At 74.5% G+C, this 12,881-nt stretch carries 9 protein-coding genes; 6 read left to right on the top strand and 3 right to left on the bottom strand.

Annotated elements, in window-relative coordinates; genetic code table 11:
• Positions 1 to 48: 48 nt before the first annotated feature.
• Complete coding sequence (locus ABZX75_RS02255) at positions 49 to 3,030, bottom strand: beta-N-acetylglucosaminidase domain-containing protein (protein ID WP_355406852.1); 2,982 nt, start codon at positions 3,028 to 3,030, stop codon at positions 49 to 51.
• 439 nt (positions 3,031 to 3,469) lie between these two features.
• Here ABZX75_RS02255 and malQ point away from each other — a divergent pair, with 439 nt between their 5' ends.
• Positions 3,470 to 5,608: a 4-alpha-glucanotransferase gene (gene malQ / locus ABZX75_RS02250; protein WP_355406850.1), complete on the top strand. Its 2,139-nt coding sequence runs from the start codon at positions 3,470 to 3,472 to the stop codon at positions 5,606 to 5,608.
• A gap of 20 nt (positions 5,609 to 5,628) precedes the next feature.
• Positions 5,629 to 5,868 (top strand): hypothetical protein, encoded by a 240-nt coding sequence (locus tag ABZX75_RS02245; protein ID WP_355406848.1) that lies wholly within the window; start codon positions 5,629 to 5,631, stop codon positions 5,866 to 5,868.
• A gap of 159 nt (positions 5,869 to 6,027) precedes the next feature.
• Here the strand turns inward: ABZX75_RS02245 and ABZX75_RS02240 are convergent, their stop codons facing one another.
• Positions 6,028 to 6,555: a MarR family transcriptional regulator gene (locus tag ABZX75_RS02240; RefSeq protein WP_355406847.1), complete on the bottom strand. Its 528-nt coding sequence runs from the start codon at positions 6,553 to 6,555 to the stop codon at positions 6,028 to 6,030.
• A gap of 327 nt (positions 6,556 to 6,882) precedes the next feature.
• On the opposite strand from ABZX75_RS02240, the gene ABZX75_RS02235 reads away from it, so the two are divergent.
• The 4 genes from ABZX75_RS02235 to ABZX75_RS02220 are packed head-to-tail and all read left to right on the top strand — an operon-like array spanning position 6,883 to position 9,887.
• On the top strand, positions 6,883 to 7,014 hold the full coding sequence (locus tag ABZX75_RS02235; RefSeq protein WP_355406845.1) for a hypothetical protein: 132 nt from the start codon (positions 6,883 to 6,885) through the stop codon (positions 7,012 to 7,014).
• 60 nt (positions 7,015 to 7,074) lie between these two features.
• Positions 7,075 to 8,007: an EamA family transporter gene (locus ABZX75_RS02230; protein ID WP_355406843.1), complete on the top strand. Its 933-nt coding sequence runs from the start codon at positions 7,075 to 7,077 to the stop codon at positions 8,005 to 8,007.
• A gap of 50 nt (positions 8,008 to 8,057) precedes the next feature.
• Positions 8,058 to 8,978, top strand: a complete 921-nt coding sequence (locus tag ABZX75_RS02225) for an EamA family transporter (RefSeq protein ID WP_355406841.1) — start codon at positions 8,058 to 8,060, stop codon at positions 8,976 to 8,978.
• A 9-nt stretch (positions 8,979 to 8,987) separates the two neighbouring features.
• A complete protein-coding gene (locus ABZX75_RS02220; protein ID WP_355406839.1) occupies positions 8,988 to 9,887 on the top strand; it encodes a LysR family transcriptional regulator in 900 nt (299 codons plus the stop codon).
• Between the two features lie 291 nt (positions 9,888 to 10,178).
• Here ABZX75_RS02220 and pepN read toward each other — a convergent pair whose 3' ends face one another.
• Positions 10,179 to 12,779 carry an aminopeptidase N gene (gene pepN, locus ABZX75_RS02215; RefSeq protein ID WP_355406837.1) on the bottom strand — a complete coding sequence of 867 codons (2,601 nt, stop codon included), beginning with the start codon at positions 12,777 to 12,779 and terminating at the stop codon, positions 10,179 to 10,181.
• Positions 12,780 to 12,881 lie beyond the last annotated feature (102 nt).

The raw sequence follows: 12,881 nt of genomic DNA, 5'->3' as shown, positions 1-12,881 counted from the left end.
CGTCCGGGCAGCCGTGGCTCCGCCCCGGACCCCGCGCCCGGACACGACCTAAGGGACGACCGCGTAGGCCTGCGCCGACCACAGGCTGCAGCCGTACCGCGTCGCACGCGTCTCGCACGTCACCCGGAGGAACCGCGTGTCCGGGGCGTCCATGCGCAGCGACTCGTGGCCGCCCCCGGAGGACGGGACCGCCGCGGCCGGCCGCCAGGTCACCCCGTCCGCGGAGGTCTCCACCCGGTACGCCGACGGGTGGGCGTCCTGCCAGTGGAGATCGACGCGGCCGATCCGGGCCGCGGCCGGCAGCTGCGCCTGCCACCACGCCCCGTCCACCGGCGGCGACGACCAGCGGGTCGCCGCGGAGCCGTCCAGGGCCGCCGACGCCGGGAAGTCCGGGGTCTCGTCCGCCGAGGAGGACGCCCGCGCCGTGCGCAGGAGGTCCGGGCCGCCGGTGCGGACCACCGCCCGGACGGTCAGGGTGCGCGATTGCCCGTTGAAGGTCACCGGTACCTCGTACGTACCCGGCGGGGTCGTCGGGGGGACCACGACCTCCAGGGGGATCGAGACCTGGGTGCCGCGCGGGGCGACGGCGCTCTCCGGGAGGCGGACCTCGATGCCCGCGGGCGGCCGGGCCGTCAGCGGGCCGCGGACCTCGCCGGGGCGCAGCGCGGACAGCTCCGCCGAGACGCGCTGCGGGGCGCCGCCGATCTCGGCGTCGGTCCGGGCGCCGCCCGCCAGCTCGAAACGTGCCTCCGGACCGTCCCCGAGCCAGGGCACGACCTGGTGCACCGCGGGGGCGGTTCCGGCCCAGGAGAGGCGGACCGCGTCCGCGCGCAGCCCGGCGGTGTCCACCTGGGTCCAGCCCGACGCCTCGGCCGTGGCGACCTTGCGCCACCCCTCGCCCGGCACGTGGGCCTCCACGACCGCCCCCCGTACCCCCGGCGCGAGCGGGTCCGTCATCACCGTCACCGCCGACACCGGGCGCGCGGCGTCCAGCCGTACCGTCCAGGCCTGCGGATCCTCGGTCACCGTGCCCGTCCGGCGGGCGGCTCCCGTCCACGCGTCCGCGGCCTCCGCCGCCTTCGCGAGGAAGGGGTCCAGGACGGCCTTGTCCACGCGCGCCGGGCCCGGCTCGGCCAGCTTCTGCCGGGCGGCCGCCAGCGCCCGGGCATCCCGCCAGGCCGCCGCGCCGTCGCCGCGCGCCTGGGCCTGGAGCACGTCCAGCGCCAGCTCGCCCGCCGTCCCGTAGCGCGAGAGGCGCTCCAGCCAGGGCCCCGCCTCACCCGACAGGGCCGGGAGCCGGGCCGGGGCCTCGCGCAGGACCGTGAACGCCTTGCGCAGATCGGCTCCCGCCGCCGGGTCACCGGTCGCGCGGGCCCGCCAGTACTGCTCGACCAGCGGCTTCAGGTACGCCGACTCCTCCTGCTTCAGACCCGACGAGACGGTGTTCCCGGCCAGCGCAGCCACCGCCTCCCGCGTCCGCGGATCCGGGCCCGCCAGCTCGCGCACCGCCGCCGCCCAGGACTCCCCGGCGCGGTAGCCGCGCGGGTTCCACGCGTAGTCCGCCGCCGTGAAGAGCGGGATGCGGGACAAGGTGCCCTGCGGCATGGCGTTGGCGAGCAGCGCCGCCGAGCCGCCCGCCACCACCGGGTCACGGCCCGTGTAGGGGCCGAGGAAGATCCGGCCCGGGTCCCAGTCGTTGACCGGGTAGTTGTCCATGGTGACCAGCGGATGGCCCAGGGCGGAGCGCGCCCCGGCCAGTTCCTTCCCGGTGATCGTGCGCGGCACCACGCCCACGCCCGTCCAGGCGACCTCGATCCGCCCGTCCAGCGCGCCGGCGAGGGCCGTCCGGTAGGCGGTGGCGCCCTCCTGGTAGTACTCCGTCGGCAGCAGCGACAACGGCGCCGACCCCGGGTGGCGCTCCGCGAGGTGTGCGGCCAGTCCGTCCGCGACCTCCGCGTGCGCCTTCGCGGCCGCCGCCGGGCCCTTCCCGTACCGCTCGCGGTCCGCCCGGCAGCCCCACTCCGTGTAGCTGACGTCCTGGAACTGCACCTGGAACGCCCGGAACCCCAGCTCCCACATGGTGTCCACCTTGCGGGCGAGAGCCGCCCGGTCGGCCGCCGAGGACAGGCACATCGACTGGCCGGGTGCGACCGCCCAGCCCAGCACGACCCGGTTGGCACGGGCCCGTTCGGCCAGCGCGCGGAACTCCTCCTGCCGCTCGCGCGGGTACTCCTGGCGCCAGCCCGTCGTCCGGTACGGGTCGTCGCCGGGCGCGAGCAGCAGCCGGTTCTGCTTGGTGCGGCCCATGAAGTCCAGCTGCCCGAGGCGCTGTTCCTGCGTCCACGGCTGCCCGTAGAAGCCCTCGGTGATCCCGCGTACGGGTGCGGTCGGCCAGTCCCGCACCAGGACCCCGGGCGCCTTTCCCCCGCCCGCAGCCAGCAGTTGACGCAGCGTCTGCGCCGCGTGGAACAGCCCTTCCTCCCCTATGCCGGCCAGCGCGACCGTGTCCCGGCCCCCGGGGCGCCCCACGGCCAGCCGGTAGCCCCCGTCCGGCAGGTCGCCGGCCTCGGCCGCGCCCAGCGCCCGCAGCGCCTCCCGGGCGTCCGGGCCCTGGAGCCGTACGACCGTACCCCGCTCGGGCAGCGCCGCGCCGGGGGCCCGCTCGTGCAGGGTCCGTACGCCCGCCCCGCGCAGGGCGTCCCGTACCACCTGCACCGCGTACGGATCGGCGTCCGACGGCGCCACCAGCACGGCCTCGGCGCCCAGCGGGACCTCGCGCGCCGGGTCGGCGGTCATCGACTGCGGCCGCGGCCACACGGCCGGCCCCTCGGCGGTGGTGCGCGGGGGGTCGGAACGGGGGTCGAGGAGGGGCTGCGGGGCGGCTCCGGCGGCCGGGTCCGGGGCCGGGTTCACCGGTGCGGACGGCGCCGTCAAGGCTCCGGGCGGCCCCGAGGCCGCGGCGCCGCCCAGGAGCGTCCCGATGACGGCGACGGCGACGGCCGTCGCCCGCTTCCTGCCCCTGAGCCGCACCGGGCCTCCCGTCTCGACGTCTCCCGCTCGTACGAATGCGCCCGAGCCCATCACTTGTGCGCCGGGAGTGTCAATGCGGGTGGCCGGCCACTGGGCCGCATCGCGGGCGCATCGGGGCCGCGAGAACGTGACATGACGGACCGTCGGCACATCTCGTACGGGTGAACGGGGGGCGTCCTGGGCACGCGGTCCTCGGCGGAGACGTCTTTCGGAGGGAGTAACCGGATCACGTCCGGAGCCGGCGCACTCGGTCAGCACCGGTCGGCACCGGTCGGCACCGGTCGGCACCGGTCAGCACCGGTCGGCACCGGCCGGCGCAGGCCCGCACCGGCCGAGACCGGTCAGCACCGGCCGACTCGGTAAGGAAAGGCATGGCCGCGGTCCTCCCGACCGTGTTCCATGCCTTTTGACTCCCACTCAGGCACGAAGGAGTGCGTACATGGACGACCTGGCCCGGCTCGCGGCCCTGCACGGCATCGCCACCGCCTACCAGCCCGCCGCGGACGTCACCGTCCCGGTACCGGAGGCCTCCGTCGCCGCCGTACTCGCGCTGCTCGGCGTGGTCACCGGCACCCCCGAGGACATCCGCGAGCGGCTGGCCGATGCGGAACGGGCCGCAGCGGCGCGGCTGCTGCCGCCCGTGCTCGTGCGGTGGGAGGGCGAGCCGCCGCCGCCCGAACTGTCCGCCCTGCCGCCGGGAACCCGGATCCGCCTGGAGCCGGAGGCGGCGGAGCCAACGCCGCGGCCGGACCCCGAGCCCGGACCGGCGGGAGGGGGCGAAGCCGGAGGCGGGGCCCGGCTCGGGGCCGCCGAGTGGGAGACCGGCCCCGGCGGGCCGCTGCCCGACGGGCTCCCGCTGGGAGTCCACCGGATCGGCGTCACCCTGCCCGACGGCCGTACGGCCGAGGCCACCTTGATCCTGGCCCCCGACCGGGCCCCGGCCGCGCCCGAGCGGACCCACGGGCTGCTCGTCCAGCTCTACTCGCTGCTCTCCGAACGCTCCTGGGGCATGGGCGACCTGGGCGACCTCGCCTCGCTCGCCCGCTGGGCCGGCCGCACCCACGGCGCCGGCTTCATCCAGGTCAACCCGTTGCACGCGGCCGTGCCCGGAACGCCGACCGATCCCTCCCCCTACCGGCCGTCCTCCCGCCGCTTCCCCGACCCGGTGTACCTGCGGATCGAGGACATCCCGGAGCACGCGCGGTGCGCCCGTCAGGAGCGCCTGGCCGACCTCGCCGCCCGGGGCGGGGAGCTGCGCCGCCAGGTCCTGGAGAAGGGGGCGCTGATCGACCGGGACGCCGTGTGGGCCCTCAAGCGCGCCGCCCTGGAACTGCTGTACGCCGTCCCGCGCGAGCCCGGCCGCGCCGCCGACTTCGCCCGGTTCCGCGCCGAGGGCGGAGCCGTCCTGGCCCGGCACGCCGCCTGGTTCGCGCTGGCCGAGCAGTACGGCGCCGACCGCGCGCGCTGGCCCGAGGGCGCCGAGGCGTCGCCCGAGGGGGTGGAGTTCCACAGCTGGCTCGCCTGGCTGACCGAAGCCCAGCTCGCCGCCGCCCAGCGGGCCGCCCGGGAGGCGGGGATGAGCGTCGGGCTCGTCCACGACCTGGCCGTCGGCGTGCACCCGGAGGGCGCGGACGTCTGGGCCGAGCCCCGCGTCCACGCCACCGGGGCGACGGTGGGGGCGCCGCCCGACGCCTTCAACGCCCGCGGTCAGGACTGGGGGCTGCCCCCCTGGCGGCCGGACTCGCTGGAGCGCTCCGCGTACGCGCCCTTCCGGGCCCTGCTGCGCGGGGTGTTCCGGTACGCCGGCGCCCTGCGCATCGACCACGTGATGGGCCTGTTCCGGCTCTGGTGGATCCCGCGGGGGACCCCGCCCGCGGAGGGCACGTACGTGGGCTACGACGGTGAGGCGATGCTGGCGGTCCTGGTCCTGGAGGCCCACCGGGCCGGAGCCCTCGTCATCGGCGAGGACCTCGGGACGGTGGAGCCGCGGGTCCGCCACTCACTGACCCGGCGCGGGGTGCTCGGTACCTCGGTGCTCTGGTTCGAGCGGGACTGGGGCGGCGACGGCCGTCCCCTCGGACCTGCGGCCTGGCGGCCCGACTGCCTGGCCACCGCCACCACCCACGACCTGCCGCCCACGGCCGCCAAGCTCTCCGGGGGCCATGTGGAGCTGCGCGACCGGCTCGGCCTGCTGACCCGCCCGGTGGAGCTGGAGCGCGCGGAGGACGCTGCCGACACCGCCGAGTGGCTGGAGGTGCTGGAGGGGCTCGGGCTGGAGACGAAGGGTGAGGAGGCCGCCGTACGCGCCCTGTACGGGTTCCTGCTGCGCACCCCGGCGCGGCTGGTCGGCGTATGGCTGCCGGACGCGGTGGGCGACCGGCGGCCGCAGAACCTTCCGGGCACCTGGGACCAATACCCCAACTGGCGGCTGCCGGTGGCCGACGCCGAGGGGCGGCCGCTGACCCTGGAGGAGCTGACCGCGTCGCCCCGGGCGAACGCCCTGCTGAGCGCGGTGCGGGAAGGGCTGGGGCCCGGCGCGGGACCCCGTACGGCACCCCCGGGCGCGCGGGCCGTTTAGCTGTTCGCTACGTTGGCACCGTGGACAAGAAGAACGCTCTGCGCGCCGGCGCCGTCACGGCCGGAACGACGCTGATGATGCTGCTGATGACGTCTCCCGCCCTCGCGCTGACCCGCGACGACGGTGACGACCCGGGTCCGGGTCTGAGCATTGCCGAGACGCTCGGCCTGTACGTGGCCGCGCCGATCGTGCTGTTCCTGGTCATCACGGGCCTCGTGATGGTCGGCGACAAGTCGCGCAAGCAGCAGAAGCAGGGCTGACCCCGGCGGGTCGTCCCCGTAGGACTTCCCGGGCGCCGGGGGTCCGCACGGCCGAGCCATTCGGCCGTGTGCGACCCCCGGCGCCTTGGCGTGTCCGTTTTCGGACCCCGGCCGTTCAGACGCCGGCTCTTCGGGCCCCGGCTGTTCGGGCCCGGCGCCTCAGACGCCGGCCATGAGCTTGCGGAGCAGGCCGGTCAGTACGCCGACCTCCTCGTGCGTCAGCCCGGTGAGCGCGGCGCGCTGCACCTCCAGCCCGACGGTGACGGCCTCGTCGATGAGTGCGAGGCCGCGGTCGGTGAGGGTGACCTGGAGCCCGCGCCGGTCGTGGGGGTCGGGCGTGCGGCGGAGCAGCCCGGCCTTCTCCAGTTTGTCCAGACGCCCCGTCATGCCGCCCGTGGTGAGCATGAGGGTGGCCGACAGCTGGCGGGGCGAGAGGGTGTAAGGGTCGCCCGAGCGGCGCAGGGTGGCGATGACGTCGAACTCGCCGCGCGAGATGCCGAAGCGCGCGTAGGCCTGTTCCATCGCGTCACCCATTGACTTGGTGATCCGGTAGATGCGCCCGAAGACGGCCATGGGGGCCGTGTCCAGGTCCGGACGGACCGCGTGCCACTGGGCGGTGATCGCGTCGACGGCGTCCGCGCTCGCGTCGTTCGGGGGTGCCGGGGGTGCCTGGGGGGCCTCGCTCATGGATGCAGTATCCGGTCTCGGTCGGTTCGTTCGCAAGAAAGTTGCTTGACCGTAAGTAGCTTAGCAGTAAGCTACTTACAAGCGACCGACTCGGGGGAAAGTGATGACACGGTTCACGAAGGCGTCCGCACGAGACGCGAGGGTCACGGGGGAGCGCTCGCTCCTCTTCGGCATCGGGATCAGCTCCGGCGGCGGGGACGGGTCCGGGCGCCGGGTCAGGGGCCGGGCCGGCACCAGCTGTCCTACTCGCTGGCCACCGCGCTGGCCCCCTCCCTCTTCACCGCCCTGCTCTCCGTCGACGGCCGACTGCCCTGGGCCGTCCTGACCGTGGCCGCCCTCGGTGCCGCCCTGGCGCTGGTCCGGCTGGAGCGGCACCTTCCCGCGGACGCCGTGCACGCCGAGCCGCCGGTCGCCCTCGCCGCCGAGAGCCCGCGGACACCGGCCCCCGCGGCCGCCTGAGGCGACCGGACGGCCCGCCCGGTCCCGGATTCCTCACCTGCCCCGAGGAGATCACCCGCAATGAAGCGTTTCACCACCGTCGCCCTGACCGCCCTCGCTCCCGTCTCCTGGGGCTCGACGTACGCCGTCGCCACCGAGCTGCTTCCGCCCGACCGGCCCTTGTTCACCGGAGTGATGCGGGCCCTGCCCGCCGGGCTGCTGCTCATCGCCCTCTCCCGCACCCTTCCCCAGGGCGCGTGGTGGTGGAAGTCCGCCGTCCTCGGCACGCTCAACATCGGCGCCTTCTTCCCGTTGCTGTTCCTCTCCGCGTACCGGCTGCCCGGCGGCGTCGCGGCCGTGCTCGGCGCCGCCGGACCGCTGTTCGTCGTAGGCCTCGCCGCCCTCCTCCTGGGGGAGCGGGCGAGCCTGCGGACCGTACTCGCCGCCGTCTTCGGGGCGTTCGGCGTGAGCATGGTGGTCCTGACCGCCGAGGCGACGCTCGACCCGGTCGGCGTCATCGCCGGTGTGGTCTCCTCCGCCTCCATGGGCGCGGGCACCGTCATGACCAAGCGCTGGGGGCGCCCGGAAGGCGTCGGTCCGCTGGCCATGACCGGATGGCAGCTCACCGCGGGCGGACTGGTCCTCATCCCGGTCGCCGCGCTCGTCGAGGGGGCGCCGCCCGCGCTCGACGGCAAGGCCCTCCTCGGCTACGGCTACATGATGCTGATCAACACCGGTATCGCGTACTGGCTGTGGTTCCGCGGCATCGGACAGCTCACCGCCACCTCGGTCACCCTGCTGGGCCCGCTCTCCCCCCTCACCGCGGCCGTCATCGGCTGGGCAGCCCTCGGGCAGGCGCTCTCGGCCGTGCAGCTGGCCGGCATGGCGATCGCCCTCGGTGCCACGCTCGCCGGGCAGCTGGCGGCCGCCCGCCTCTCGCGTTCGTTCAGTAAAAGTGAACGAATCGATCGAAACATTTCGATGGACCTGACTGATGGCGGGGTGCGACGGTAGGCCCACGACACACACTCCGGACCCCGAGGGGGAGACACACAGTGGCCGTCATGGACCGCGTCCGCACCGTTGCGCAAGGCAAGCCCGGCACCACGGGGAAGAAGGGGGCCGCCGGGCTCGGCGTACTCCTCGCCCTGCTCGCGACGGTCGTCTGGTCCGGCAGCTTCGTCGCCACCCGGGGGATGGCCGACACCGTCCCGCCCGTCCAGGCCGTCTTCTGGCGCTGGATCATCGCCCTCCTCGCCGTCTCTCCCTTCGCCGCCCGCCAGGCCTGGCAGCAGCGGGCCCTGATCCGGCGGCACCTCGGCTACATCTCCCTCGCCTCGCTGTTCGGCGTCGCCCTCTACAACACCCTCGTGCACCAGGCCGGACTGACCACCTCCGCCTCCAACATGGGCATGATCATGGCCGCTTCGCCGGTCATCATGGCGCTCTACGCCCGCCTCGGTGGCGAACGGCTCGGAGCCCGGCGCACCTTCGGAATGCTGCTCGCCGCCTTCGGGGTGCTGCTCCTGGTCGGGGACGGCTCCCTCGGCTTCGACTTCGGGCCCGGCGACCTGTGGATGTTCGCCGCCGCACTCTCCTTCGCCAGCTACAGCGCACTGCTCAAGCGCAAGCCCGCCGAACTGGGCGGACTGGCCTTCCTCCTCACCAGCTTCGTTCTCGGCGCGCTGATGCTGGCTCCCGCCTATGCCCTCTCCGTCGCCGTCCAGGGAGGATTCGAGGTCACCACCGCGGTGGTCGGACAGCTGCTGTACGTCGGGGTGTTCTCCTCCGCCGTCGCCTTCTTCGCCTGGAACAAGGCCGTCGCGGTCATCGGGGCGGCCCGCGCGGGCATCGTGTACTACCTCCAGCCGGTGTGCGTCGCGGGGCTCGGCTTCCTGCTGCTGGCCGAGCGGACCGGGCCGGCGCAGCTGCTCTGCATGGCGCTCATCCTCGGCGGCGTGGGACTGGGCGCCGCCCGCCGGTAGGTTCGGCCCATGAGCGAGTGGGACATCAAGAAGCTGCGGATCCTGCGGACCCTCGCCGAACGGGGGACCGTCACCGCGACGGCCGAGGCGCTGCACATGACGCCCTCGGCCGTTTCGCAGCAGCTGACCAATCTCGCACGGCAGCTGGGCGTGGTGCTGCTGGAGGCGCAGGGCCGCCGCGTCCGCCTCACCGACGCGGCCCACCTCGTACTGCGGCACGCGGAAGCGGTGTTCGCGCAGCTGGAGCGGGCCGATGCGGAACTGGCCGGGTACCTCGCCGGGGACGCCGGTGAGGTACGGATCGGAGCCTTCTCCACCGCCGTACCGGCGCTCGTGGTCCCGGCCGTGGCGGCGCTGCGGCGCACCCGCCCCGGGGTGGAGGTCCGGGTGCGGGAGACGGAGGCCGCCGAGTCGTACGAGCTCCTGTCCGCCGGGATCGTGGACCTGGCGCTGTCCCTGGCGGCGCACGCCCCGACCGCGCGGGATCCCCGCTTCACCCGGATCACGCTGCTGGAGGACCCGCTGGACGTGGCGCTCCCGCCGGGCCATCCGCTGGCGGCCGCGCGGGACGTGCGGCTGGCGGACCTGTCCGGGGACCGGTGGATCTACGGCGGCAGCGGCCCCTGGTCGGAGATCACCCGCAGCGCCTGCGAGGCGGCCGGCTTCGTACCGGAGCAGGCGCACTCGGCGTCCGGGTGGACCGCGATCCTGGCGATGGTGGAGGCGGGGATGGGCGTCGCCCTGGTCCCCCGGATGGTGTCGAGCCGTGCCTCGGGCGTGGCGGTCCGGGTCCTCGCCCACGACCGCCCCGCCCGGCACGTGGTCGCGGCGGTACGCCGGGGGGCGGAGGCGGCGCCGGCTGTCGGCCACGTCCTGGCTGCCCTGCGAGCGACCGCCGGCCGACGGTAGCCGCCCGGGCCTGGCGCCGCCGCCGGCCGGGCGGTGGGCGTCGGCGCCCGGCGCCACTGCACGGCGGCTTCGCGGGCTGTCGACCACGTCGTGGCTGCCCCGTGGGCCGTAGCCGTCCCGGGCCCGGCGCAGCGGCGCCGGACCCGCGCCGCCCGCCTCACTCGCCGGCGAGGCCGGCTTGCCCGCAGGGCGATGTCAGCCCTGCCAGGGGGGAACCTGCCAGCGGTGGCTGGGGGAGACTGAGGCGCCGGGAAGTCCGGGGGCAGAGCCCCCGGACCCCGCGCGAGCCGCTTAGGCCCGAGCGGCAGCGGCGTCGGCCGCCTGCGCCTTCAGCGCCCGCTCGACGCCCGCGCGGGACTCCGAGACCAGGCGCCGCAGACCCGCGTTCGGCTCCGCCGACGCCAGCCAGGCGTCCGTCGCGGCCAGGGTCTCCTCCGAGACCTGGAGGGACGGGTAGAGCCCCACCGCGATCTGCTGGGCGAGCTCGTGGCTGCGCGTGTCCCAGACCTCCTTGACCACCGCGAAGTACTTCTCGCTGTACGGGGCCAGCAGCTCGCGCTGGTCGCTCTGGACGAAGCCCGCGATCACCGCCTCCTGCACCGCGTTCGGCAGCGGCTCGCCCTCCACCACCGAGGCCCAGGCCTCGGCCTTGGCCTCCGCCGTCGGGCGCGCCGCCCGGGCGGTCGCCGCGTGGCGCTCGCCCGCCGCCGTGGCGTCGCGCTCGACCTCCGCCGCGATGGCCGGCTCGTCCGCGACGCCCGTCGCAGCCAGCCGCTCCAGGAACGCCCAGCGCAGCTCCGTGTCGACGGCCAGGCCCTCGATCTCCGCCGCGCCGTCCAGCAGCGCCGACAGATAGGTCAGCTGCCCCTCCGTGCGGGCCGTGGCCGCGAAGGCACGGGCCCACGCCAGCTGGTGGTCGCTGCCCGGCTCGGCCGCGCGCAGGTGCTCCAGCGTGGCCTCGGTCCAAGTGGCCAGGCCCTGGGCGCGCCACGCCGGGTCGGCGTACAGCTCGAGGGCCAGCTTGACCTGCCGCTGGAGCGACTGGACGACGCCGATGTCGGACTCCTTGCCGATGCCCGAGAGGACCAGCGCCAGGTAGTCGCGGGTGGCGAGCTCGCCGTCGCGCGTCATGTCCCAGGCCGAGGCCCAGCACAGCGCCCGCGGCAGCGACTGCGTGAAGTCGCCGAGGTGCGCGGTGACCGTGGCCAGGGACTCCGTGTCCAGGCGGACCTTCGCGTACGACAGGTCGTCGTCGTTGAGCAGCACGACGGCCGGGCGGGTGCGGCCCACGAGCTCCGGCACCGCCGTCAGCTCGCCCTCGATGTCCAGCTCGATCCGGTCCGTGCGGACCAGCCGGCCGTCCTCCAGCTCGTACAGGCCGATCGCGATCCGGTGCGGGCGCAGGATTGACTCGCCCTTGGCACCGGACGGCAGCGCGGGCGCCTCCTGGCGGACCGCGAAGGCGGTGATCACACCGTCCGCGCCGGTGGTGATCTCCGGGCGCAGGATGTTGATGCCGGCCGTCTCCAGCCACGCCTTCGACCAGGCGGTCAGGTCGCGGCCCGAGGTCTCCTCCAGGGCGCCCAGCAGGTCGGACAGGCGCGTGTTCCCGTACGCGTGCGCCTTGAAGTACGCCTGCACGCCCTTGAAGAAGGGGTCCATGCCGACGTAGGCGACGAGCTGCTTGAGCACCGAGGCGCCCTTGGCGTACGTGATGCCGTCGAAGTTGACCAGGACGTCGTCCAGGTCACGGATGTCCGCCATGATCGGGTGCGTGGACGGCAGCTGGTCCTGCCGGTACGCCCAGGTCTTCATGGAGTTGGCGAAGGTCGTCCACGCGTGCGGCCACTTCGAGCCCTCCGCGTACGCCTGGCAGGCGATCGACGTGTACGTCGCGAACGACTCGTTCAGCCACAGGTCGTCCCACCACTCCATGGTGACCAGGTCACCGAACCACATGTGCGCGAGCTCGTGCAGGATCGTCTCGGCGCGCACCTCGTACGCCGCGTCCGTGACCTTCGAGCGGAAGACGTACTGGTCGCGGATGGTGACCGCGCCCGCGTTCTCCATCGCGCCCGCGTTGAACTCCGGGACGAAGAGCTGGTCGTACTTGGCGAAGGGGTAGGCGTACGCGAACTTCTCCTGGAACCAGTCGAAGCCCTGCCGCGTCACGTCGAAGATCGCCTCGGCGTCGAGGAACTCGGCGAGCGAGGGCCGGCAGTAGATGCCGAGCGGCACGGACTGCCCGTCCGGTCCCTCGTACGAGCTGTGCACCGCGTGGTAGGGGCCCACGATCAGCGCGGTGATGTACGTCGAGATCGGCGGGGTGGGCTCGAAGACCCACACGTTGTCCTTGACGTCCGCGCTCTGCGCCCCCTCGGGAACCTCACGGGGCGAGTTCGAGATGACCGTCCAGCCCTCCGGGGCCGTCACGGTGAACTGGAACGTCGCCTTCAGATCGGGCTGCTCGAAGCTGGCGAAGACCCGCCGCGCGTCCGGCACCTCGAACTGGGTGTACAGGTAGGCCTGCTGGTCGACCGGGTCCACGAAGCGGTGCAGGCCCTCACCGGTGTTCGTGTAGGCGCAGTCCGCGACGACACGGAGCTCATTGGCCCCGGCCCTCAGGTGCTTCAGCGCGATCCGCGAGTCCCGGAACACGGCGGCGACGTCCAGCGCCTTGCCGTTCAGGACCACCTCGTGCACGGCGGGGGCGACCAGGTCGATGAAGGTCTCGGCCCCCGCCTCGGCCGACTGGAAGCGCACGGTGGTGACGGAGGGGTAGGTGCCACCGGCCTGGGCGCCGCTGAGATCGAGTTCGATCTCGTAGGAGTCGACGGTGAGCAGCTTTGCCCGCCGGCGGGCCTCTTCACGGGTGAGATTCGTGCCTGGCACGCGGTCATCTCCTTCGATGGTGACGTTGCCCGGCCATCCTTCCATGCGGGTCGGGTCACCGCGGCGGAGTAATCCACGGGCGAACGGGACCGGGGCCCGCCC

This window comes from Streptomyces sp. NPDC003038 (assembly GCF_040611115.1).
Classification (GTDB): Bacteria; Actinomycetota; Actinomycetes; order Streptomycetales; family Streptomycetaceae; genus Streptomyces.
The sequence above is the reverse complement of the archived record's forward strand: the minus strand, read 5'-3'. Positions and strand labels throughout refer to the sequence as shown.